Genomic DNA, 22,821 nt, shown 5'->3' with positions numbered 1-22,821 from the left:
GCCACACAGGAGGAACGATGAGCGAAGCAGAAAGAAAGGAAAGCGCAGTGGTGAACGCGAAGGCGCTCGAGGCAGACCTGCGCGCCGAGGTGGATGGCGAAGTCCGTTTCGACAGCACCAGCCGCGCCCTCTACGCGACCGATGCCTCCAACTACCGGCAGGTACCGATCGGCGTGGTGCTCCCCAAGACCACCGACGCCGTCGTCAAGACCCTGGAAGTCTGCCGCAGGCACGGAGTACCGGTGGTCTCCCGCGGCGGCGGCACCGCCCTGTGCGGCCAGACCTGCAACGTTGCCGTGGTCATCGACCACTCCAAGTACCTGCGCGGCATCCTTGAGATCGACCCGCAAAAAAGGATCGCCCGCGTGCAGCCCGGCGTGGTCCTGGACCAGTTGCGCGACGAGACCGAGAAATTCCACCTGACCTACGGCCCCGACCCCGCCACCCACGACCACAACACCTTCGGCGGCATGATCGGCAACAACTCCTGCGGCATCCACTCGGTGATGGCGGGGCGCACCGCCGACAACGTGCTCGAGCTAGACGTCGTCACCTACGACGGCGTGCGCATGACCGTGGGCCCCACCAGCGAAGACGAACTGACCAGGATCATCGCCGCGGGCGGCAGGCGGGGCGAGATCTACGCCGGTCTGCGCGAGATCCGCGACCGCTATGCCAGGGACATCCGGCGCCGTTATCCGAAGATCCCGCGCCGCGTCTCCGGCTTCAACCTGGACGACCTCCTGCCGGAGAACGATTTCAACGTGGCGCGCGCCCTGGTCGGGACCGAGGGGACCTGCATCACCGTACTGGAGGCAACCGTACGCCTGGTGCACAGCCCCCCCGCGCGCACGCTTTTGGTGCTGGGCTACCCCGACGTCTACAGCGCCGCCGACGACATCGGCGCCCTCATGGAGTTCGAGCCGGTCGGCCTGGAAGGGCTGGACGAGCTCCTCATCAAGTTCATGAAGAAGAAGAAACTCCACCCCGAGGACGTCGAGCTCCTCCCCAAGGGCAACGGGTGGCTCCTCGCCGAGTTCGGCGGCGATACCAAGGAAGAGTCCGACCGCAAGGCGCGCCAGGCCATGAAGAAGATCGGCAAACGGCACGACCCGCCCTCCATGAAGCTATTTACCGACAAGAAGGAGGAGAAGATGGTCTGGGAGGTGCGGGAATCGGGTCTCGGTGCCACCGCCAACGTCCCCGGCGTGCCGCTGGGCTGGCCGGGATGGGAGGACGCCGCCGTGCCTCCCGACAAGGTAGGCTCCTACCTGCGCGATTTCCATGCCCTTTTGAAGGAACACGGCCTGATCGCCTCGCTCTACGGACACTTCGGCGACGGCTGCATCCACTGCCGCATCTCCTTCGACCTGTTCACGCACCAGGGGGTGCAGAACTACCTGGCCTTCCTGGACAAGGCCACCGACCTCGTGGTTCGTTACGGCGGTTCCTTCTCCGCCGAGCACGGCGACGGCCAGTCCAAGGCGATGTACCTGGAAAAGATGTACGGCCCCGAGCTTTTGGAGGCGTTCCGGCGTTTCAAGGAGCTCTGGGACCCGGAGTGGAAGATGAATCCCGGCAAGGTCGTGGAGCCCTTCCGTCCCGACCAGAACCTGCGGCTGGGGCCCGAGTACAACCCCTGGCAGCCGGAGACCCGTTTCCGCTTCCCCAACGACGACGGCAGTTTCCCGCGTGCGATCCTGCGCTGCGTCGGCGTGGGCAAGTGCCGCCGCACCCACGACGCCTTCATGTGCCCGAGCTTTCTGGCCACCCTGGAGGAGAAGCACACCACCCGGGGGCGGGCGCACCTCCTCTTCGAGATGTTCCGCGGCGACTTCGTGGCTGACGGCTGGCACAGCAAGGAGGTGCTGGAATCCCTGGAATTCTGCCTATCCTGCAAGGGGTGCAAGACCGACTGCCCGGTCAACGTCGACATGGCCACCTACAAGGCCGAGTTTCTGCACCACCATTACCGCCACCGGCTCCGTCCGCTCCCCGCCTACTCCATGGGGCTCTTCGGCATCTGGGGCTCGCTCGGCGCCAGGGTGCCGGCCCTCGCCAACCTGGCGGGACAGACCCCGGTGCTGCGCGACATCACCAAGGCCCTGGGCGGCATCGCCCGACAGCGCAGCATGCCTCGTTTCGCCGACGAAACCTTCACCTCCTGGTACAAAAGCGGCAAGCATGGCGGTCATAGCGAAGGGCGCCGCGTCGTCCTCTACCCCGACATCTTCAACGACTGCTTCTTTCCCGAGACCCTGAAAGCCGCCTTCGAGGTGCTGACCCGTTACGGCTACCAGGTGATCGTGCCGAAAAAGCGCCCCCCCGCGGTGCGCCCCCCCATCGACTACGGCATGCTCGACTACGCCAGGAAGAAGATCCTCAAGGCCGTGCAGCTCTTGAGTCCCTACGTGCGCCAGGGCATCCCGGTACTCATCCTGGAGCCGAGCAGCGCCGCCGTGTTCCGGGACGAGCTGTCCGAACTCTACCCGCAGCACGAAGACGGCAAGAGGGTCACCAGCCTCACCGTAACCCTCTCGGAATTCATGAAGAGGGAGAGCCTGACCCCGCCGAAGCTTTCCGGGAGCATCGTGTACCAGGCCCACTGTCACCAGAAAGCGCTGTTGAACCCGGAGGCCGCCCATGAACTGTTCCGGCAGATGGGGCTAACGGTAGTCGAGCCGCAGCAGGGGTGTTGCGGCATGGCGGGTTCCTTCGGATTCGAGAAGGGAAAGTACGACATCTCCATGCGCATCGGTGAGATGGGGCTCCTCCCGGTAGTGAGGCAGGCCGGCTGCGGCGACTACATCGTAGCCGACGGTTTCAGTTGTCGTACCCAGATATTGCAGGCGACCAAGCGCAAGCCCCTGCACCTGGCCGAGTTGCTTCTGCTCGCCCTGAACCGTCATCACTGACAGCCGCACCAAGGAGCACAAAAGGGGGACTGGCTCCGATAGGTGCCTGTCCCCTTCGCTCCGGCCGTCCCTGAGCGTCAGCTCCTCCACCCGTTACCCCGTCCCCTCCTTTCCAATCATCCCCCCATGCCTCCCATTTTTCCCATCATTCCCTGCTTCCCATTAATCAATTTATACTGTAAACTTTTTTACCGAACGTTCGTTCGATAACCAAGGACAGATGCCTCACTCCCGGCAGTTGCAACATGAAAAGGTGAAGCACCCGCCCGCAATGTCACAACAAAGAGAGGAGTAAGTCATGTCTTCAAAAGCAAACACGACGGTAAGGATGTTCGGCCTGCTGCACACCTTCAGGAAAGACCACGGTCTTCCTTCCCAGGCCGAGGTGGCGGTTCCCGACGAGGGCTGTCCCGCGGAGGCCATCGCCCGCGACCTTGGTCTTCCCATGGAGAAGATCGAGGCCGTTTTCGTGAACCACAAGGCCTACAGCCTGGATCATGAAGTGCATCCCGGCGACCAGGTAGCCTTCGTTCCCACCGGCGTCCCCGGCCCCGGCCGCATGATGCTTGGCATCCGCCACGCCCCGGCCAAGTAGGAGTTGCCCCCCCGCACCTGAGATTTTCGATGAGCCGGCCGCCCCTGATTCGCCAAAAGGGGCGGCCGGGATCCTCAATAAGATCTTCCAGGAATACTCTTTTGTCTCTCCTGCCTTCCTCGTGTCCCCCCCGAATCTGCTCCCGACTGGACGCCTTTGTAACGTCTCGTGCTTCTCTCAGATTTCCTCAGAATTTCTCCGTGGCCAATAGTTTTCGGTTTGCTAGACTTGAACCTCGTGTTTTTCGATTCTGAATGAATGAGGATGCCGATATGCCCAAGGGAAGCGACATGGATGCCGTGGTGGTGGGCTCCGGGCCGAACGGCCTGGCCGCCGCCGTGACGCTGGCCAGGGCCGGCCTCTCGGTCACCGTCGTCGAGGGTGCCGCCAGCATCGGCGGAGGGACCCGCAGCGAAGAGCTCACCCTCCCCGGATTCCTGCACGACGTCTGCTCCGCCATCCATCCCCTCGGTGTCGCCTCCCCCTTCTTCAAATCGATTCCCCTCTCCGAATACGGCCTGGAATGGCTGTACCCGGAAGTGCAGCTCGCCCACGCACTTCCCGGCGGCGAGGCCGCCCTGCTGTACCGGGACCTCGAACAGACCGCATCCCTTCTGGGGAAGGACGGCCATTCCTACCGCCGGCTGTTCGCACCGCTGGTCGAGCGCTGGGACGACCTCGCCCCGGACCTGCTGGCGCCCCTGCACGTTCCCCGGCACCCGGTCCCCTTCGCGCTTTTCGGCATGAAAGGGCTCCTCCCAGCCCAACTGCTGGCCCGGCTTGCCTTCAAGGATGCCCCCGGCCGCGCCCTCTTCGCCGGCATGTCCGCTCACGCCTTCCTGCCGTTGCAGCGTCCGCTTTCCGGCGCCTTCGGCCTGATCCTCGGGACGCTCGGCCATACCGCAGGCTGGCCGGTCGCCAAGGGGGGCTCGCGGAGCATCGCCGCCGCCCTGGCCTCCTACCTCACCTCGCTCGGGGGCGAGATCGTCACCGGTTGCCACATCAAAAGTCTGGCCGACCTCCCCGCCGCCCGCATCATCCTGCTCGACGTCACCGCGCGCCAGTTGGAGGTGATCGCCGCAGATCGACTCCCGTCCGGTTACAGGCGCACGCTGCAGCACTACCGCTACGGCCCCGGCGTCTTCAAGATCGACTGGGCCCTGGACGGGCCGATTCCCTGGACCGCTGCCGGCTGTCGCCGCTCCGCCACCGTGCACGTCGGCGGAACCGAGGACGAGGTCGCCCGCGGCGAGGCGGAGATCTGGCAGGGGATACACCCCGAGCGCCCCTTCGTGCTGGTGGCGCAGCCCACCCTGGTGGACCCCTCGCGCGCGCCGCGGGGAAAACAGATCGCCTGGGCCTACTGCCATGTCCCCCACGGTTCCACCGTCGACATGACCGACCGCATCGAATCCCAGCTTGAGCGCTTCGCGCCTGGATTCCGGGACCTCATCCTTGCGCGCCACACCCGCAACTGTCTGCAGTATGAAAGATACAATGCCAACATCATTGGAGGGGACATCAACGGCGGGGTACAGGACCTGCGCCAGTTCCTGGCCCGCCCCACGCTCCTGGCGCCGTATCGCACCCCGCTTCCCGGCGTCTACCTCTGTTCCTCCGGGACGCCCCCCGGCGGAGGCGTGCACGGCATGTGCGGCTACCACGCCGCCACATTGGCACTCAAGGACTTGAAGTAACTCAAAAGCGGTTACGCGAAGAACGCGACGTATGCGCGAAGGACACGAAGAAGGCCAATCGGATTTTAATGCTTCAGTTTTTTTGCAGTTTATCAACAAGGTTTCTCTCTGCGCGTTTCGCGGATACTCCGCGTACTTCGCGCAACCGCTTCTGGGTTTGACCGGCGCCCCATCATCGCCCTCCCTCTCTTATTAACGCCCCCCCGACAGCCGTTTAATACCTTAGCCGTTGCCTGAATTTTATGAGGAAAATATAATCAGAGTATCGGTGCACGACTGACAGCAGCAAAGGAGGTCAATCGATGAGGACCAGGATTCTCGCCGCCGCAGTGCTGATGCTGTTGTTTCTGCCGGTAACCTCGCAGGCCCATATCTACGATTACGAATACGTCGGTCTTCCCTTCGACTGGTTCGAGGGCACCGCCTACACCCCGACCGACCACGTCACCATCTCGCTGCTTACCGACCATCCCTTAAGCTTCGGCGAGCGGGGCTTCGCCGACAACCAGAGCTCGGAGATGATCACCTTCATCATGTCGGACGGCTACCAGACCATGAATATGACCAGCGCGGGCTATTCCGAGCTGCAGATCTTCGACGGCCTGAAGTCTGACGGAACGCCGGTCGGCTGGTGGATCTGGCTCGCCAACACCCCCGACGGTACCGGGAACACCGTCTATTCCGAGAACTCCCCCGACGGCTCCTATGACATCGGCATGAACGGTGCGGGCTTCGGCCGGAATTTCAACGATGGAACCTGGACCGTCTCCGTGAAATGCGATCCCCCTCCCGTCCCCGAGCCCGCAACGGCGATGATGATGGCGGCAGGCTTTGCCGGGATGTGCGGGGCCACCTGGTGGCGCAGGAAACGCGCGCAGAGATGACCGTCGCAACGAAACTGAAGCTGTTTTCAGCCAGTGTCCCGCCCGGGAAGCTGGTTTTTTTGTGTTTTCTGGTACACTCGCGTGGTGGCGCGCCGTTGCCGGCGCGCCGTCCGACATTTCACGGGGAGGATTTTTCAGATGAGACGATCGATTTTGGGAAGTATGGCAACCTCGGCGCTCGCCGCCATTGGGAGCATGGGCTCGCGGCTGCCGAGGGTGGACGAACAGGCGCCGCAGTTCGAGGCGGAGTCAACCAAGGGGCCGGTAAGTCTTGCCGATTACGCGGGAAAGAAACACGTGCTGCTCGCCTTTTACTACGCCGATTTCACCCCGGTTTGAACCAGCGAGATGCAGGCTTTTCAAAAGGAGTTGCCGCTTTTTGAGAAGCAGGACGCCCAGGTCCTGGGCGTGAGCAGCGACGCGTTGGCGACACACCTGGATTTCGCCGGGGAGCACGACATCTCCTTCCCCCTGCTGGCCGATGATAAGGGAAATGTTCAGAAACTCTACGGCGCCGGCCGCGCCACCTTCGTCATCGACAAGACGGGCGTCATCCGCTATATCCAGCGCGGTTTTCCCGATACCGCAAAGCTTTTGGCGCGGCTGGCCGAACTGCAGGAAGAAGGGGATGTCACGCAATTGTAGAAATGCGCTCAACAGCCTGTAACGTTCCTCTGTTAAGTTTGCCGCAAACATAACAGAGGAGAATTGATTGATGTGGAGAGAAAACAGCGTCGATCTGAAGCTGAACCGGTTCTACGAGATGTCCGCACGCGCGGTGTTGTGCCTGCTGATCATCGCCATCCTGCTGGCCATCGTGGCCGGCGTCGGGTGCACCGTCTACGACCTGCGCCTGGTTTTCCAAGAGGACTTCCACGGCGCGTCTAAGCAGATCATGGTGGACCTGCTGACCGTGCTCGCCATCATCGAGGTGCTGCGCACCGCGCTGGCGTATTCCACGGAAGGACGGGTGAAGGTGACCTACATCATCGACACCGTGATCGTCACCGTGCTCACCGAGGTAATGGCGTTCTGGTACAAGGACATCGACTGGCAGGAGGTCGCCATGACCATCGCGCTGGTGCTTTCCCTGGCCTTGATCCGGATCGTCGCGGTGAGGTTTTCGCCGGCCGGATCGAGGAAGGAGTTGTGACGCAGGGAGCAGACAGATGCCGGAGCGTCAGCCTTTTGCTCAAGGGTGCGGCCGGCTGATCCACTTCAGGCTCGATTCCCTGAGCCTGCGCCGCGCCTCCTCGTCGTACGCCTGATCGTCCGCCCGCGTCGCCCTCCCCTGGTCGAAATAGAGCCCGGTCCTCCCCTGCAGCTCGTCGTCCACCGCCAGCCGCTCCAGGTAGCGCGCCCCCTCCTCGACCGTAGTCCGCGCCGAACCAAACCACTCCCGCACCATCTTGGTGTCCATCAGCGAGGCAGGATGAAGCGCGTTGACGGTGATGCCGCTTTCCGCCAGCTCGTGCGCCAGGTCGAAGCTGAACATGATCAGCGCCAGCTTGCTCTGGGCGTAGGCGCGCATGCCGTCATAGCCGTGCTCCAGCATCACGTCCTGGAAGTCCAGCTCCTGCTGTGCGACCGAGGCCACGTTGACCACCCTGGCTGCGCCGACCTCTTCGGCCCGACGGCGCAGCAGCGGCAACAGCCGGTAGGTGAGCAGAAACGGCGCCAGGTAGTTGACCGCGAAGCGGAGCTCGAAACCGTCGGCGCTCAGCTCGCGCCGCTTCGGTTCCGGCCCTGCCCCCAACCCCGCGTTGTTGATCAGGACGTCCAGTCCGCGCCAGTCGGCGGCAATGGAATCGGCCAAGGCCTCCACCGCGGCAAGCGAAGAGAGGTCCGCGTTGTAGTAGTGCAGCCGGTCGCTGCCGGTGGTGTCTTTGATGGCATCGACCACCCGGCGTCCTTTCTCAGGATCCCTGCCGTGCAACAACAGCGTCGCCCCCAGGGCGGCGAAATCGGTGGCGACCTTTGCACCCAGACCGTCGGTCGCCCCGGTAATCAATATGACGTATCCTTCCAGGTCTTTCATGGCGGACCTCCTCGTTGAGGCCTACTGTCCTCCTGCTCTCAATTCATGTCGTTGGCTCCGGCCGCCCAGACCGCCAGCCACTGCTGCTGCGGCGTCAGGCTGTTGCCGTGCTGGACCAGGACCCCGTCCTCCCGCTGATAGCTGCAGAACCATCCCGGCTTGTCCGCGCCGGGGAAGGTCGGGAACTCGCCGGGGTGCTCCTTGGCGTCGTAGGGCGCCGAATAAGTGCCGTCATTCTTCGGTGGCCGGCACTGTTGGTCCCCTACGTACCACTCCGTTTCGGCGCCGGCCAGTTGCGCTCCCATGAGCGCGGTGATGGCGATGATGCGTAACATGCTCTTCATGATGGTCGACCTTTCCCGTGGAGGGGACTGGCTCCGCCAGGTGCCTGTCCCCCTTACCCTTACGTCCCCTTACAGGCGTAGCTGAAAGGAGCGTTCCGCTTAGAGGGACTGGCACCTGACGGAGCCAGTCCCTTCTGCCATCCCCGTTACGACTTTATTTCCTTGGGCATCTGTGCGAAAGCCTTTTTGGCGCCTTCCCTGATCTCTTCCGGGCTCAAGTCCCTGGTGTGGGTCGCCAGCATCCAGCTGTAGCCGAAGGGATCCTGCAGCGCTCCGGCACGGTCTCCCCAGAACATCTCCTGGACCTCCATCTTCTCGATGGCTCCCGCTTCCAGCGCGCGTCTGAAGGCCGCGTCGACGTTCTCCACGTAGAGATAGAAGCTGATCGGGGAGCTTCCCAGGGTTTCCGCGCTCTTGCAGTTTTCGCCGGGGTACTCGTCCCCCATCATGATGATCGAGTCACCGACCAGGAGTTCGGCGTGCATGATTCCCTCCCCGTCCGGTCCCGGCATGGCGTATCTCTCAATTGCGCCGAAGGCGTTCCTGTAAAAATCGATCGCCCTGCGGCAGTCCTTGAACATGAACATCGGTGTGACACTGCGAAATCCTTCCGGAATGGGTTTTGTCATGATAAACCTCCTATCTGTCAGGCATTTGCACCGGCCCGACCCTCTCAGGATAGGATTCGGCCCAGGCGATGTCAATAGCGGAAGCCGCAGGTTCAGAACACAGTGCCATCGTCCGTCGTTGCCGGCGCCCCCGCCCTGAAGCAACAGGGTTGCCCCGAAATCCTTTCACCCCGGCATTATCGCCTTTATCTCCAAACTATCGTCTTCATCCCCTCTATCCCTGTATGCCTTCATCGTCTCTGTTGCTTTCATCCCTGTTTTGCCTTTATCCCCTTAATCCCCTTAATCCCCTTTATACCTGTAAATCACATGTAAAGCTTTCAGCTGTATCAGCCGAAAAGGGATTAACTGTTACCCGGCTCAGTTGACGCGTCTTCACCCAATGAAGGATGGCGAAATGACTTGTATCCGATTGGTTGTAACAGCTTGTTTGCTGCTTGTGACACTGCTCTCAGCCGTTGCCGGCGCCGCCGAACCGGGCGCGACCAGCGTCGACCTGAGCGCCGAGGAGCAGCAGTGGCTCCAGCGTCATCCCGTCATCAGACTCGCCCCTGACCCCGACTTCAAACCGATCGAGTTCTTCGACGACAACGGCCAGTACCAGGGCGCCGCCGCGGACATGATCCGGCTCCTGGAACAAAAGCTCGGCATCACCATCACCGTCGTCCACCTGCACAACTGGGACGAGGTGCTGGAGAAATTCAAGGCACACCAGGTGGACCTCCTGGGAGCCATGGTGAAGACCCCCAACCGCGAGAAGTTCGCCCTATTCACCGACACCCTGGTCGCCGTGCCGGGCGGCATCTTCGCCCGCAGCGGCTCGCGGACCGACCTCACCCTCGCCGACCTCAAGGGGAAAAAGGTCGCCGTCGTATCGAATTACGCTTCCCACGACATACTGCGCACGAGGTTCCCGGACATCAGGCTGGAAGTGGTTCCCGACGTGTCGACGGCCCTGGCCAAGACCTCCCTGGGCATGGTCGATTTCTACGTGGAGAACATGGCCAACGCCACCTTCTATGCCCAGGAGGCGGGCATAACCAACCTGCAGCTGGCAGGCAAGACCGATTTCGAATACCGCTGGGGGATAGGGATCCGCAAGGACTGGCCGGAACTGCAGGGGATCCTCAACAAGGGGCTCGCGGCGATTGGCAAACAGGAGCGCAGCAGCGCCCTGCAGAAGTGGATCTATGTCGACGACATGCACTGGCGCCCGACCAGGACCTTCATCGTCGGCAGCGTCGCGGTGCTGCTCGCCCTGCTGCTGGCAGGCGCGGCATACGCCAACTACGCCTTGAAGAAGGTGGTCCGCAGCCGCACCCAATCCCTGCAGGAAGAACTGCGGGAGCGGGAAAAGGCGCAGCAGGCGCTGAAGGCCCTGTCGGTGCAGCTCGAGGACCGGGTCCGCGAGCGTACCGCCGACCTCGAACGGGAGGTCGCGGAACGGACCCGTTCGGAGCAGGCCGTAGCCGCCAGCGAACTGCGCTTTCGGGAACTGTTCCAGAACGTGGCCGATCCCGTCTACATCGCCGATGCTGAAGGGAGGATCCTCGACGCCAACGACCAGGCCTGCCGCGAGCTCGGCTACCCCAGGGAAGAGCTCTTGGCGAAGAGGATCTGCGACCTCGACGCGGTCAACGACGATGGCGGCAAGGTCGCCTGCCAGATCGACAGCTTCCCCCCTTCCTCCTCGGTCATCTTCGAAACCGTGCACCGTCGCGAGGACGGCACCACCTTTCCGGCGGAGGTGAAGGTCCGGCGCATCGATTTCCAGGGACAACCTGCCGTAATCGGTGTGGCCCGCAACATCTCGGAGCGCAAGAAGGCCGAGGAGGAGCGCATCCGGCTCGAACAGCAGCTCCTGCACGCCCAGAAACTGGAAAGCCTCGGCGTCCTGGCCGGCGGCATCGCCCACGATTTCAACAACATCCTCACCTCCATCATCGGCAACGCCGACCTGGCCCAGCTAAGGCTCCCCCCGCAATCTCCCGCAACGGAGAACCTGCAGCGCATCGCGGCGTCCGCCGTGCGGGCCGCGGACCTGGCCCGGCAGATGCTAGCCTACTCCGGCAAGGGCAAATTCGTCATCGAGTCCATCGACCTGAACCGCCTGCTCCAGGAAATGGGGCACATGCTGCAGGTCGCCATCTCCAAAAAGGCCCTGCTGCGCTTCAACCTCTCCCCGGAACTCCCGGCGATTGAGGTGGACGCGACCCAGATCCGTCAGATCGTCATGAACCTGGTCATCAACGCCTCCGAGGCCATCGGAGACCATGACGGCGTCATCACCGTCTCAACCGGCTGCCAGGAGTGCAAGGAGGCGTACCTAAAAGATGCCTGGGTCATAGACCCGATTCCCGAAGGGTCCTACGTCGCGCTCGAGGTCTGCGATACCGGTTGCGGCATGAATAGGGAAACCCTCGCCAGGATCTTCGATCCCTTCTTCACCACCAAGTTCACCGGCCGCGGCCTGGGCATGGCGGCGGTACTCGGCATCATCCGAAGCCACAAGGGCGCCATCAAGGTCTACAGCGAGCCCGGCCACGGCACCACCTTCAAGGTGCTCCTCCCCGCAGCGGCAGAGGGGGGTGCGGAGCGGGTCGTGGAAGCGAAAGCGGACCTGTGGCGGGGCGAGGGAGTCGTGCTCCTGGTCGACGACGAGGAAACCATCCGGAGCACCTGCAGCGACCTGTTGCGCGAGCTCGGCTTCGAGGTCATCACCGCTGCGGACGGCTGCGAGGCGCTGGAGATGTACCGCCGCCATGAGCACATCGTCCTGGTGCTTTTGGATCTCACCATGCCGCACATGGATGGGGAGCAGTGTTTCCGCGAGCTGCGCCAGGTGGATCCGGCGGTCCGGGTCGTCATGTCCAGCGGCTTCAGCGAACACGAGGTGTCGCAGAAATTCCTGGGCAAGGGACTCGCGGGACTGATCCAAAAACCTTACACTCTCTCCTCGTTGCGCGACGTCATCAAGGGGGCCGGTCTCGGGGTCAAAGCTTTGTAACGGCTGCGATTAATGGCGGCATATGTCGGCCGTCGCATTGAATTCCGCCGCAACTCCTGTAAAGTTTCTGTAAAGCTCCTGTAAAGTTAATCATCCAGCCGAAAGCAGGGAAAGCCACCTGCCAACGGAGCCGGGGAATCATAGATGCCCAGAGATACCCTCCAGAAAAAAGAAGGTACCGCTGCACCGCTTCCCGGCGTTTCCCCCTGGAGCAAAGCCGTCAACCTGCTTCCCTACCTGGTCATGACCCTGTCCCTGGCCATGACCCTTTTCCTCTGGCGCCAGTACGACCGCAGCCTTACCTCCCGCTTTCAGACCGCCTTCGAGGACAGAAGTGCCGAGATCGTCGACCGTTTCCTGAGCCGGATGATCGATGACGAGCAGGTCCTGCGCGGAGCGGTGGGGCTTTTCAACGCCAGCGACAGTGTCACCCGCGACGAATGGCACCGCTACGCGATGTCGCTTTCCCTGGACAAAAACTATCCCGGGCTGCAGGGACTGGGCTACTCGGAAGTGGTGCAGCCGAAGGACAGGGAGCGCCACATCCGGCGCATGCGGGCGGAAGGTTTCCCCAATTACCGGATCTGGCCCGCAGGAGAGCGGCCGATCTACACCGCTATCGTCTACCTTGAGCCGTTCGACTGGCGCAACCAGCGCGCCTTCGGCTACGACATGTTCTCCGAGTCCAATCGCCATGATGCCATGGCCAAGGCCTGCGACACCGGGGATTCGGCCCTCACCGACCCCGTGTTCCTGGTGCAGGAAACGGAGAAGGACCGCCAAAAAGGGGTACTGATGTATCTCCCGGTCTATGACCGGATGCAGCCGAGTGCCACCCAGGAACAGCGCAGGGACGCACTCGTGGGGTACGCCTACAGCCCGATCCGCATCAAGGACTTCATGTCGGCGTCCTTCCCCAGGCCGCCGCACGACATCGGCTTCAGGATCTACACCGAAGGCAAGCCGACCTCCTCCGCCCTGCTTTTCGACAGCGTCTCCGACGGGAAGATGAACCTCCCCAGGGACTACCGACCCGACTTCCAGGCCAGCCGCAAGGTGAAAAAGTTCGGCCGGGAGTGGCTCTTCACCTTCCAGTCGCTCCCGAACTTCGCCCTCGAACAGGGCAAGAACCAATCGCGCAGCTACCTCGCCGCAGGTCTCATCGTCAGCGTTCTTCTGACCGTGATCGCCTTCATGCTCCGCAGCGCCCACACCAGCGCCATCAGGGCGGCGCTGGCCCTGAGGGAAAGCCAGGAGCGCTACCGTAAGATCTCCGAGGACAGCCCCGCCTTCATCTGCACCTACCTTCCCGACGGCACGCTCACCTACGTGAACCCCGCCCTCGCCCAAAATGCGCGCAGGCCCCAGGCGGAACTGCAAGGGCGCAACGTCCTCGACTTCCTGCTTCCGGAGTACCGCGCGCCGGTACGGGACACACTCGACGATCTCACCCCGGAGCACCCGACCGAGACCAGGGAGCTCGCCTTCATCGGCCCCGACGGCGGGGTCATCTGGCATCAATGGACCAACAGGGGGACCTTCGACGAACAGGGAAGGCTCGCCGAGGTACAGGCGGTGGGCCAGGACATCACCGAGCGCAAGAAGGCCGAAGAGGACCGGGTTCGTTACGAACAGCAGCTGCGGCATGCCCAGAAGATGGAAAGCCTCGGCGTCCTCGCCGGCGGCATCGCCCATGACTTCAACAACATCCTCATGGCGATCATCGGCAACGTCGACCTTTCCCTGATGAAGCTTCCCGAGGCGTCCCCCGTCGCGGAAAACCTGCGCAACATAGAGACGGCCGCGAACCGCGCCGCCTACCTCGCCAAGCAGATGCTGGCCTATTCCGGCAAGGGAAGGTTCATCATCGAGAAGGCGGACCTGAACCAGCTGATCCAAGACCTGCACCATATGCTGAAAGGAGCCGCCCCCAACGCGGAACTGAAGCTCGACCTGGCGCGTCCGCTTCCCGTCGTAGAGGCTGACCTGAGCCAGATGCGCCAGATACTGATGAACCTGGTACAAAACGCCACCGAGGCCATAGCGGACCAGAAGGGAGAGATCACCATCCGTACCGGGTCAGTGACGCTGGACCCGGAGGGTGTCAAGAACCTCATCCTGGGGGAGAACATGGCGCAGGGGCGCTATGTCTTCCTGGAAGTGGTCGACACGGGCTGCGGCATGGACGAAGAAGTGCTGAAGAAGGTTTTCGACCCCTTCTTCACCACCAAGTTCACCGGTCGCGGACTGGGTCTCGCCGCTGTGCACGGCATCGTCCGCGGGCACCGGGGTGGCATCAGGATCTACAGCGAGCCGGGACGGGGCACCACCTTCAAGGTGCTGCTGCCGGCTGCCGACGCCACCAAAGAAGTCGAAGCGGAACCGGTCCGGGATGACTGGAGGGGAGAAGGGAAGATCCTGCTGGTGGATGATGAAGAGACCGTGCGCAGCATCGGCACCCGCATGTTGCGGGAACTGGGCTTCACCCCGGTGACGGCCGCAAGCGGTGCAGAAGCTTTGTCCGTGTACCGGGACAATCCCGATATAAAAGCCGTCCTGCTCGACCTCACCATGCCCGGGATGGATGGCGAGGAGGCGTTTCGGGAGCTGCGACAGCTCGACCCGAGCGTGCAGGTGATCATGTCCAGCGGGTTCAGCGAACAGGACGTAGTGCAGAAGTTTGACGGCAAGGCCCTGGCCGGCTTCATCCAGAAGCCCTACTCGTTGAAAGTGTTGCGGGAAGTGATGCGGAAAGCCTCGTAGTGCAAAAGTGACCGGGGATGCTGCAGTCAGCTGTCGGTGACCTTGTCAGCCTCACCCCCTGTGGTGCTTCACCCGGTTCGCCTCGTTCTTGTGATAGATATCGAAGAAGATCACACTGTTGTCCCCGACCTCCCGGCAGAAACCGCATTTATCCTCCAGCTTTTTCCCTTCCTTCCGGCACTGTTCGCACCAGTGGTAGATGAGCCTGTAGTCGCGGCGTCCGACGTACTTTTTGAGCTTCCCCTGGTACTCCCCATGCATCCAGCCGTCCGCGTCGCCGGGGTTGTCCAGGAGTCGGTCGATAACGTCGAGAATCCGGTGGTGGCCCGGCGGGTCATGCTTCTGGATCTTGTCCATCTTGGCTGCGAAACCGGGAGTCGGGAAAAAGGAAAAGGTAGGCATGGTCTCCTCACCTGCAGGGGAAGTCTGCAGGAGTTTGGGTGGTTTGGTGTGATTGCGTCACCAAAAGCGGATGATCGAACCCGGCCTCGGCGATCACGCGCTCGGCCTGTGCGCGTCCCTGCAAAGCGGCGCCGGCCAGATCATGAGCCCGGCACAAGTGCACCAGCACCCCGAGGTTGCCGTAGAGTGAAAAGCCGAGCAGCGACCGCATCTGCTGCGCCCCCGCTTCCTCCAGTTCCTTGCCGCTTTCCTGGAGCACCGCCACGTAGTGACTCGGAAACGAGACCACCTTTTGGTCCAGGCCGGCGAGAAACGCCTCCCGCTCCTCCGGCGCGATCCTGGCAAAGTCGGCGCCGCACCAGACACTGTCGCGGGTGGAGATGAGCGAGCGGCAGGTCAGGGGGCGGACCGGGTAGACGCTGCAGGCGCCCTCGGCGTTCAACAGCGGACAAAAGCCCATGCTATCCCGGTGCAGGCGCAGGTACTGCGGCAGTTGCTGTATCCCCTGCACCAGGTCGCGCAACGTCGTGGCGTATCTTTCGACCGCTCTCCCCTGTTCCTCATCCAGGTGTCTTGCCACCGCCAGCGCCTCGGCGAAACCCGTGTGGACCGCGAGGCTGCAGCAGTTGCGGCATCCCTTGCCGCAGCAGATGGAGCCGCCGCCCGAGCGGTAGTCGTCGACCCAGGAGCGGACGAACATTTCCAGGAACATCTGTTGTTGTTTCGCCTGATCGAGCAGTTGCTGCAAGGTGTCGCTGTTTTCTGTCATAGCGTTCCTTAGATTGCCGCCGTTACCGGCCGTGGTTCAGCGTTAGCCGCGGTCATTCCCGCAAAGCATTCAGCTCATAGCATATCGTGCCGGATAGGGCAAGCACGACCTCTTCGCCGAAGGCATTGCCACCCAGAAACGATGCAAAGCGGTTACGCGAAGAATGGAAAGTATGCGCGATGACCGCAAAGAGAACCTGATCGGTTTTTTCCCGACAAAAGTTTTCCTTCGCGTTCATAGCGGATACTTCGTGTCTTTGCGTAACCGCTTTTGCTTTCGTAATCGCTTCGCTTGCGTGAGGAGGCGGCTTTTGCTCAGCCCGTGCCACTTACTCACTGAAAAGCGGTTACGCGAAGAACGGAAAGTATGCGCGATGACCGCAAAGAGAACCCGATCGGTTTTTCCCGACAAAAGTTTTCCTTCGCGTTCATAGCGGATACTTCGTGTCTTTGCGTAACCGCTTTTGCTTTCGTAATCGCTTCGCTTGCGTGAGGAGGCGGCTTTTGCTCAGCCCAGTCCCACTTACTCACTGAAAAGCGGTTACGCGAAGAATGGAAAGTATGCGCGATGACCGCAAAGAGAACCCGATCGGTTTTTTCCCGACAAAAGTTTTCCTTCGCGTTCATAGCGGATACTTCGTGTCTTTGCGTAACCGCTTTTGCTTTCGTAATCGCTTCGCTTGCGTGAGGAGGCGGCTTTTGCTCAGCCCAGTCCCACTTACTCACTGAAAAGCGGTTACGCGAAGAATGGAAAGTATGCGCGATGACCGCAAAGAGAACCCGATCGGTTTTTTCCCGACAAAAGTTTTCCTTCGCGTTCATAGCGGATACTTCGTGTCTTTGCGTAACCGCTTTTGCTTTCGTAATCGCTTCGCTTGCGTGAGGAGGCGGCTTTTGCTCAGCCCAGTCCCACTTACTCACTGAAAAGCGGTTACGCGAAGAATGGAAAGTATGCGCGATGACCGCAAAGAGAACCCGATCGGTTTTTTCCCGACAAAAGTTTTCCTTCGCGTTCATAGCGGATACTTCGTGTCTTTGCGTAACCGCTTTTGCTTTCGTAATCGCTTCGCTTGCGTGAGGAGGCGGCTTTTGCTCAGCCCAGTCCCACTTACTCACTGAAAAGCGGTTACGCGAAGAATGGAAAGTATGCGCGATGACCGCAAAGAGAACCCGATCGGTTTTTTCCCGACAAAAGTTTTCCTTCGCGTTCATAGCGGATACTTCGTGTCTTTGCGTAACCGCTTTTGCTTTCGTAATCGCTTCGCTTGCGTGAGGAGGCGGCTTTTGCTCAGCCCAGTCCCACTTACTCACTGAAAAGCGGTTACGCGAAGAACGGAAAGTATGCGCGATGACCGCAAAGAGAACCCGATCGGTTTTTTCCCGACAAAAGTTTTCCTTCGCGTTCATAGCGGATACTTCGTGTCTTTGCGTAACCGCTTTTGCTTTCGTAATCGCTTCGCTTGCGTGAGGAGGCGGCTTTTGCTCAACCCAGTCCCACTTACTCACTGAAAAGCGGTTACGCGAAGAACGGAAAGTATGCGCGATGACCGCAAAGAGAACCCGATCGGTTTTTCCCGACAAAAGTTTTCCTTCGCGTTCATAGCGGATACTTCGTGTCTTTGCGTAACCGCTTTTGCTTGCTTGCCTGGTTTTGCTTGCGTAGCCCCCACAGCCTGATAACATTAGCCAATCCTAACCGTTGATCGTTACGCTATGGGAGGTACACCATGAAAATGCTTGCACTGTCGGCGTTGCTGCTGCTGATATCGTACGGCCCGGCACGTGCCGACGACTGCGACTGCCAGCCTTTCGAGTACGAGCAACTGATGAACATGCCGATAGGGGAGATCAAGGCAAAGATGGATCAGTATGAAAGGCTTAAGCAGGTCTATCTGCACGGCGGCTCGACAAACTGTTATTACACCTGCGTCACCGGATACGAGAGCCTTCACGACGCCCGGGTCGAAAAAGAGAGGGAACAGCTGAAGGCACGCGCCGCCAGGCGCGCAGCAGAGCAGGAGAGCGTGCCGCAAAGACGCCCCTTGTTCCCGGAACCGGACAGCCGTCCCTCCCGCCTCAGCGGTCCAGCATCTCCCTGACCTTGCGCAGCAGCTCCATCGGCTGCACCGGCTTCATGATCAGCTCGATCCCCTCTTCCGACACCCCCCTGTTCTGGATGAAGTCCGCGGTATATCCGCTCGAATACAGCACCTTCACCCCCGGCTGCAGCTGCGAGATCTCCTCGTAGGCCTCCTTGCCGTTCTTTTTCGGCATGATCATGTCCATGAGGATCATGTCCACCCTTTCCCTGTTGGCCGCGAACCGCTCGACGACGTCCTGCCCGTCCACCGCCTGGATCACCTGGTAGCCGTACTGACTGAGGATGGAAACAACCAGCCTGCGCACTTCGGCATCGTCCTCGGCCAAGAGGATCGTTTCGTTCCCGCCCACCGGTGGCTCTACCTGCACCGGCGCGGCATCCGCCTCGCCCGGCCCGGCCTCCTTCACCGGCAGATAGATCCTGAAGGTGGTCCCGTGCCCGGGCTCGCTGTAGACGTTGATGATCCCGCTATGCTGCTTGATGATGCCGTAGACGATCGCCATGCCGAGGCCGGTCCCCTTGCCGACCTCCTTGGTCGTATAGAACGGCTCGAAGATCCTCTTGCGGGTATCCTCGTCCATGCCGCTGCCGCTGTCCGATACGGTCAACACGGCATAGGTCCCCGGTTCCGCCCGCCCGAGCTCGTGATCAAACGGTGCTTCCACCGCCTGCAGCCCCGTCTCGAGGGTGAGCATCCCCCCTTTGGGCATGGAATCGCGGGCGTTGGTGGCGAGATTGATCAGCACCTGTTCGAGCTGCCCCACGTCGGCGTTGACGATGAGACGGTCCCCGTAGGTCACCGTCTTCAGGTGGATGTCCTCCCCGATCACCCTGAGGATGAACTTCTTGAAGTTCTCGATGACCTCGTTCAGGTCCAGCGGTTCCAGGTGGATGACCTGCTTGCGGCTGAACGCCAGCAACCCCTTGGTCAGGTGCGCCGCCCGTTCCGCGGATGACAGGATGTGGTCCACCCATTCCTGTTCCTTGGTGCTCAGGCGTTCGCCCATCCTGAGCATGTTGCCGTAGCCGGTGATCACCTGCAGGATGTTGTTGAAGTCGTGGGCGACGCCGCCGGCCAGTTGCCCCACCGCTTCCATCTTCTGCGACTGCCGCAGCTGCTCCTCGAGGTGGATGCGCTCGGCGAGGATCCGGGACAGCTTGATCGAGGTGAAACTGAGCGTGGAAACGACCTTGGTGAGCTCGGCGTAGAAATTCATCCCCGCTTCCGCCATCGCCCTGGTGAAGCGAGGCACCCGGTCCAGCGCGGCCAGGTATTCCTTCTCGTCGAACCCGTAGCGCCTGGCCTGCTCGCGGAACAGTTCCAGGTCGGGCGGATCGTCCTCGTAGAAGAACTGCCCGATGAAGACGTTGCCGACATGTTTCCCCCCCACCTCGATCGGGGTCACCATGTCCCACATGTTGTTCTTGCAGCGGTAGAGCTTGTGGGTTCCCACCGCCACTCCCTTGGTCAGAACGGTGTCGCTTTCCAGGCAGTTCTTGCAGGCCTCGGGATGAACCCTGTGGAACTTGGTACAGATGTCCTGCCACCCTACCGCGACCAGCACCTTGCCCGAGACGTCGAGGACCGCCCCGAGCATCCCGGTGATCCGGTAGAAGTCCTCCAGCATGGATTGGAGCATTTCGGTGTCGATGATATCGGAGAGCTCGAGCGCGCCGATGTCCCCTTCCGGTTCCAGGATCGCCTTCAGCTTGTGCCGGACCGTCTCCTCGCTCTGCTTGAGCGCGATCTCGGCCCTTCTGCGTTCCTCGACCTCCTCCTCCAGCATCGCGGTCTGCTCCTCGAGCAGCGCCGTCTGCTCCTGCAGCGCTTCCTGCGCGATCTCCCGCTCCGCGAGTTGTTCTTCGAGCTCGGAGCCCTTCTTCTTCAGCTCGTCCTCGAGATGCTTCAGTTCCGTGATGTCGGTCGATATGCCGCACAGGCCGTATATGGCGCCCTGTTCGTCCCTGAGCGGGAGCTTCACCGTCCAGTAGCTGCGCGGCAGCTCGTTCTCGGCCGCCAGGTTGGTTTCTTCCCTTTTGACCGTGAGCCCTTCCTCGAGCACCGGCCGGTCGCTGAGGACGATCTCGCGTAGCGATTCCGGCGAGAAGAAGGCGGCGTCGGTCTTGCCCAGAATCTTCTCTTCGGGGGTGCCGAACAGCTCGCAGACCTTGCGGTTGGCGTAGGTGTAGCGGTACTGGGTGTCCTTTATGAAGATGTAGGCGCCGACGTTGTCGAGGATGGTGTCCAGGCGCAGCTTGCTCTCGCGCAAGGCGGCCTCGGACGCTTTACGCTCGCGATTGCGCCTGTAGAAGAAATAGGCGGCGAGGCACGCGACCGCGAGCGCGAAGGGCAGCAGGTACTTCAGCATGTCCCGGAAGGTCGGCTCCTTGGGTTCGTAGACACCGAACCACTTCTGGTACAGCTTGTCGTAGTCGCCGTCGGCCTTGGTGACCGCCAGTCCCTCGTTCAGCGCGGCCAGCAGGTCCGAATCTCCCTTGTGCACCCCGAAGGTGAACTTCTGTGCATAGCCGGCCTTGGCGTCCAGGGCCCGCACGTTCTCGATGCGCAGCTCCTTTAGCGTCTGCAGCCCGGCCAGCTTGCTGAGCAGCATGGCGTCGTATTTCCCCGAAGCGAGGAGCCTGAGCCCTTCCCGGGCGTCACTGACCAGCACCAGTTGTTTTTGCCATCCCTTGGAGATCGCGTACTCGTGGGCCAGGTCCGATTTGAAAACGATGATGGACTTTCCGGCCAGGTCCGCCTCCGAGTTGATCCGGGAGTCACCCTTGCGCACGAAGATGGCGCCGTTGACGGTGACGTGGGGGACACTGAAATCGGTGTAGCGGTGGCGCTCCTCCGAAGTGGCGATATTGACCAGGACGTCGACCTTACCCTCCCTGAACTCCTGGAGCAGTTCCCCCCACGGCCTGACCCTGATGGTGTAGGTGAGCCCCGCTTCGTGGGCGACCTCTTTCCAGAGTTCCACCGCGAAGCCGCCGGCGGTGTCGTCGGTATTGCCGGTTGAGAAGGGAGGGAAATTCTCCTCGCTTCCTACCACGAGTGTTTTCTGAGGGTGAGGGGCGGCGGGTGCCGATACAACGGAGGCGAGGAGGCATACGATGAGGATCAGACGTTTGAGCATTCCCGGTCCTTTGGTCGATGTGACGATAGGGGTGACGAGGTGACGGTCTGAGTGACTGACATGAGCTGTAGGGCGTCAATTAATGAAAGCACAAGATAAGATAACAAAGAAAGCGAACTCGTAAAGCAAGTTCGCTTTTTCTGACAAAAGAAAATCAATTATTCACAGGGATGAAGGGGATGAGGGGGATAAAGGCCAAGGAAAAAGGTTCTGGGAGAATTTAAAAGCAGTAGCGCGAAGAACGGAGGAGTAAGAACGCCAAGCAGGCGGCAGGGTACCGACAAAAATCTCTCTTCGCGATCTTCGCGCGTACTTCGAGTACTTTGCGTAACCGCTTTATCCGAATGTTTGGCCTATCTTCGCAATAGAGGACACGTTAGAAACCCTTATGCTGCCATCTTCAACTCCTGCTGCTCGAACTCTTCTGGGGAGCAATAGCCGATGGCAGAGTGTAGCCTCTTGCGATTGTAAAAACCTTCGATGTAGCAAAAGATCCGGCTTTGCGCCTCCTGCCGGGTTTTGAAGGAGCAGTGGTAAACCAATTCTCTCTTCAGTGTCGAGAAGAATGTCTCCGTCACAGCGTTGTCGTAGCAGCATCCGGTGCCGCTCATGCTTTGTACGCCGCCAGCTTTGCTGATCGTGGTACCGAAGCGCTTACTGCAGTACTGCGAACCGCGATCGCTGTGGAAGATGAAGCCAGCTCCTGGCCGACGCTTCACCGCTGCATTGGCAAAAGCCGTTACAACCAGGTCGTCTGTCATTCGGTCGCTCATGCTCCAGCCAACGATCCGGCGGGAGAAGAGATCCAGCACGACTGCCAGGTACAACCAGCCCTGGGCAGTCTCGATGTACGTGATGTCACCAGTCCAAACCTGATTAGGGGCTGGAGCAGAGAAATTCCGCTGTAAAAGGTTTGGCGCGACAGGACGTTTGTGATCCGAGTTCGTGGTGACTTTGAATCGCCGCTTAGTCTTCACTCGCAGATCATTTTCACGCATCAGGCGCCAGACGCGGTTCTTTCCGACGTACTTTTGTTGCTTTTGCAGCTCTTTGACTACTCGTACTGCACCGTACGTCTTGTCGCTGTCGTGAAAGGCTTTTTTGATAGCTGGTAGCAGTGCCTGGTCTTCACGCTGCCGCTTGGTTACCCGGCCGGCTGCATGGGCGTAGTACCAACTCCGAGTCACTCCAAGAACTCGGCACATCTCCTGAACTCCGAATTCGGAGCGGTGCTCGGTTATGAACCCGAATATCGATTCGGATCCGTCGAGAAGATGGCCACTGCTTTTTTTAGGATTTCACGCTCGCGCAGTAGCCTCTCGTTCTCTTTACGCAGGTGCTTCAGTTCGGCTTCAACTGATGCATGCTTAACTTTTACAGGATCTTGTTGGTCCCGATGTTTCTGGACCCACCCTTTGAGAACCCCATGGGTGATCCCTAGGCTGCTCTCTACCTCACGGATGGTACGGCCTTCATCAATGACTAACTTGATCGCTTCTCGTTTAAACTCTGAATCGTACTTGCGATTCGATCTCATG

General features: G+C 60.9%; 19 protein-coding genes. 9 read left to right on the top strand and 10 right to left on the bottom strand.

The genetic code is table 11. The features are described 5' to 3' along the window. The first annotated feature begins 17 nt into the window (after positions 1–17). From KP004_RS05860 to KP004_RS05835, 6 genes are all read left to right on the top strand, one after another. Complete coding sequence (locus KP004_RS05860; RefSeq protein WP_216801427.1) at positions 18–2,915, top strand: FAD-binding and (Fe-S)-binding domain-containing protein; 2,898 nt, start codon at positions 18–20, stop codon at positions 2,913–2,915. A 298-nt stretch (positions 2,916–3,213) separates the two neighbouring features. After that, positions 3,214–3,510, top strand: coding sequence for a MoaD/ThiS family protein (locus KP004_RS05855; RefSeq protein WP_216801426.1), 297 nt, complete (start codon positions 3,214–3,216; stop codon positions 3,508–3,510). Between the two features lie 272 nt (positions 3,511–3,782). Further along, the gene (locus tag KP004_RS05850; protein ID WP_216801425.1) at positions 3,783–5,207 is read left to right on the top strand and encodes a phytoene desaturase family protein; all 1,425 of its coding nucleotides are present in this window, start codon (positions 3,783–3,785) and stop codon (positions 5,205–5,207) included. 302 nt (positions 5,208–5,509) lie between these two features. Then, positions 5,510–6,091 (top strand): PEP-CTERM sorting domain-containing protein, encoded by a 582-nt coding sequence (locus tag KP004_RS05845; protein ID WP_216801424.1) that lies wholly within the window; start codon positions 5,510–5,512, stop codon positions 6,089–6,091. 138 nt (positions 6,092–6,229) lie between these two features. Beyond that, entirely contained in the window at positions 6,230–6,736 is a 507-nt protein-coding gene (locus KP004_RS05840; RefSeq protein WP_216801423.1) for a peroxiredoxin family protein, read from the top strand. Between the two features lie 70 nt (positions 6,737–6,806). Next, positions 6,807–7,244, top strand: a complete 438-nt coding sequence (locus KP004_RS05835) for a phosphate-starvation-inducible PsiE family protein (RefSeq protein WP_216801422.1) — start codon at positions 6,807–6,809, stop codon at positions 7,242–7,244. Between the two features lie 39 nt (positions 7,245–7,283). Here KP004_RS05835 and KP004_RS05830 read toward each other — a convergent pair whose 3' ends face one another. The 3 genes from KP004_RS05830 to KP004_RS05820 form a co-directional block, all read right to left on the bottom strand. Next, positions 7,284–8,129: an SDR family NAD(P)-dependent oxidoreductase gene (locus tag KP004_RS05830; protein WP_216801421.1), complete on the bottom strand. Its 846-nt coding sequence runs from the start codon at positions 8,127–8,129 to the stop codon at positions 7,284–7,286. A gap of 38 nt (positions 8,130–8,167) precedes the next feature. After that, positions 8,168–8,473, bottom strand: a complete 306-nt coding sequence (locus KP004_RS05825; protein ID WP_216801420.1) for a hypothetical protein — start codon at positions 8,471–8,473, stop codon at positions 8,168–8,170. A gap of 146 nt (positions 8,474–8,619) precedes the next feature. Continuing rightward, the gene (locus KP004_RS05820; protein WP_216801419.1) at positions 8,620–9,102 is read right to left on the bottom strand and encodes a VOC family protein; all 483 of its coding nucleotides are present in this window, start codon (positions 9,100–9,102) and stop codon (positions 8,620–8,622) included. A gap of 439 nt (positions 9,103–9,541) precedes the next feature. Between KP004_RS05820 and KP004_RS21095 the strand changes: the two genes are divergently transcribed. Both KP004_RS21095 and KP004_RS05810 read left to right on the top strand, forming a co-directional pair. Then, complete coding sequence (locus tag KP004_RS21095) at positions 9,542–12,109, top strand: response regulator (protein WP_239026960.1); 2,568 nt, start codon at positions 9,542–9,544, stop codon at positions 12,107–12,109. Between the two features lie 144 nt (positions 12,110–12,253). Next, positions 12,254–14,872: a CHASE domain-containing protein gene (locus KP004_RS05810; RefSeq protein WP_216801418.1), complete on the top strand. Its 2,619-nt coding sequence runs from the start codon at positions 12,254–12,256 to the stop codon at positions 14,870–14,872. Between the two features lie 51 nt (positions 14,873–14,923). On the opposite strand, the gene KP004_RS05805 is transcribed toward KP004_RS05810, so the two are convergent. The 4 genes from KP004_RS05805 to KP004_RS05790 all read right to left on the bottom strand — a co-directional run bounded on the left by KP004_RS05805 (position 14,924) and on the right by KP004_RS05790 (position 17,725). Further along, the gene (locus tag KP004_RS05805; RefSeq protein WP_216801417.1) at positions 14,924–15,274 is read right to left on the bottom strand and encodes a toxin; all 351 of its coding nucleotides are present in this window, start codon (positions 15,272–15,274) and stop codon (positions 14,924–14,926) included. Positions 15,275–15,281: 7 nt separating this feature from the next. Next, a complete protein-coding gene (locus KP004_RS05800) occupies positions 15,282–16,043 on the bottom strand; it encodes a YkgJ family cysteine cluster protein (RefSeq protein WP_216801416.1) in 762 nt (253 codons plus the stop codon). A gap of 52 nt (positions 16,044–16,095) precedes the next feature. Beyond that, positions 16,096–16,281 (bottom strand): hypothetical protein, encoded by a 186-nt coding sequence (locus tag KP004_RS05795; protein WP_216801415.1) that lies wholly within the window; start codon positions 16,279–16,281, stop codon positions 16,096–16,098. A gap of 94 nt (positions 16,282–16,375) precedes the next feature. Beyond that, on the bottom strand, positions 16,376–17,725 hold the full coding sequence (locus tag KP004_RS05790; protein ID WP_216801414.1) for a hypothetical protein: 1,350 nt from the start codon (positions 17,723–17,725) through the stop codon (positions 16,376–16,378). 44 nt (positions 17,726–17,769) lie between these two features. Here KP004_RS05790 and KP004_RS05785 point away from each other — a divergent pair, with 44 nt between their 5' ends. After that, the gene (locus KP004_RS05785; protein ID WP_216801413.1) at positions 17,770–18,141 is read left to right on the top strand and encodes a hypothetical protein; all 372 of its coding nucleotides are present in this window, start codon (positions 17,770–17,772) and stop codon (positions 18,139–18,141) included. On the opposite strand, the gene KP004_RS05780 is transcribed toward KP004_RS05785, so the two are convergent. The 3 genes from KP004_RS05780 to KP004_RS05770 all read right to left on the bottom strand — a co-directional run bounded on the left by KP004_RS05780 (position 18,119) and on the right by KP004_RS05770 (position 22,820). Next, positions 18,119–21,199: a PocR ligand-binding domain-containing protein gene (locus KP004_RS05780; RefSeq protein WP_239026959.1), complete on the bottom strand. Its 3,081-nt coding sequence runs from the start codon at positions 21,197–21,199 to the stop codon at positions 18,119–18,121. The two genes, KP004_RS05785 and KP004_RS05780, sit on opposite strands and share 23 nt — an antisense overlap. 470 nt (positions 21,200–21,669) lie before the next feature. Beyond that, on the bottom strand, positions 21,670–22,524 hold the full coding sequence (locus tag KP004_RS05775) for an IS3 family transposase (protein WP_239027033.1): 855 nt from the start codon (positions 22,522–22,524) through the stop codon (positions 21,670–21,672). Continuing rightward, complete coding sequence (locus KP004_RS05770; RefSeq protein WP_216798563.1) at positions 22,521–22,820, bottom strand: transposase; 300 nt, start codon at positions 22,818–22,820, stop codon at positions 22,521–22,523. Before KP004_RS05770 ends, KP004_RS05775 begins: the two co-directional genes overlap by 4 nt. Between the last annotated feature and the right edge of the window lies 1 nt (position 22,821).

The sequence above is a fragment of the Geomonas oryzisoli genome, from assembly GCF_018986915.1.
Taxonomy (GTDB): Bacteria; Desulfobacterota; Desulfuromonadia; order Geobacterales; family Geobacteraceae; genus Geomonas; species Geomonas oryzisoli.
The sequence above is the reverse complement of the archived record's forward strand: the minus strand, read 5'-3'. Positions and strand labels throughout refer to the sequence as shown.

Bases quoted from the DNA above. Each gene is read 5' to 3' on its own strand.
- KP004_RS05860 (WP_216801427.1), top strand. From the start codon at position 18: ATGAGCGAAGCAGAAAGAAAGGAAAGCGCAGTGGTGAACGCGAAGGCG.
- KP004_RS05855 (WP_216801426.1), top strand. From the start codon at position 3,214: ATGTCTTCAAAAGCAAACACGACGGTAAGGATGTTCGGCCTGCTGCAC.
- KP004_RS05850 (WP_216801425.1), top strand. From the start codon at position 3,783: ATGCCCAAGGGAAGCGACATGGATGCCGTGGTGGTGGGCTCCGGGCCG.
- KP004_RS05845 (WP_216801424.1), top strand. From the start codon at position 5,510: ATGAGGACCAGGATTCTCGCCGCCGCAGTGCTGATGCTGTTGTTTCTG.
- KP004_RS05835 (WP_216801422.1), top strand. From the start codon at position 6,807: ATGTGGAGAGAAAACAGCGTCGATCTGAAGCTGAACCGGTTCTACGAG.
- KP004_RS05830 (WP_216801421.1), bottom strand. From the start codon at position 8,129: ATGAAAGACCTGGAAGGATACGTCATATTGATTACCGGGGCGACCGAC.
- KP004_RS05825 (WP_216801420.1), bottom strand. From the start codon at position 8,473: ATGAAGAGCATGTTACGCATCATCGCCATCACCGCGCTCATGGGAGCG.
- KP004_RS05820 (WP_216801419.1), bottom strand. From the start codon at position 9,102: ATGACAAAACCCATTCCGGAAGGATTTCGCAGTGTCACACCGATGTTC.
- KP004_RS05810 (WP_216801418.1), top strand. From the start codon at position 12,254: ATGCCCAGAGATACCCTCCAGAAAAAAGAAGGTACCGCTGCACCGCTT.
- KP004_RS05805 (WP_216801417.1), bottom strand. From the start codon at position 15,274: ATGCCTACCTTTTCCTTTTTCCCGACTCCCGGTTTCGCAGCCAAGATG.
- KP004_RS05800 (WP_216801416.1), bottom strand. From the start codon at position 16,043: ATGACAGAAAACAGCGACACCTTGCAGCAACTGCTCGATCAGGCGAAA.
- KP004_RS05795 (WP_216801415.1), bottom strand. From the start codon at position 16,281: ATGAACGCGAAGGAAAACTTTTGTCGGGAAAAAACCGATCAGGTTCTC.
- KP004_RS05790 (WP_216801414.1), bottom strand. From the start codon at position 17,725: ATGTTATCAGGCTGTGGGGGCTACGCAAGCAAAACCAGGCAAGCAAGC.
- KP004_RS05785 (WP_216801413.1), top strand. From the start codon at position 17,770: ATGAAAATGCTTGCACTGTCGGCGTTGCTGCTGCTGATATCGTACGGC.
- KP004_RS05770 (WP_216798563.1), bottom strand. From the start codon at position 22,820: ATGAGATCGAATCGCAAGTACGATTCAGAGTTTAAACGAGAAGCGATC.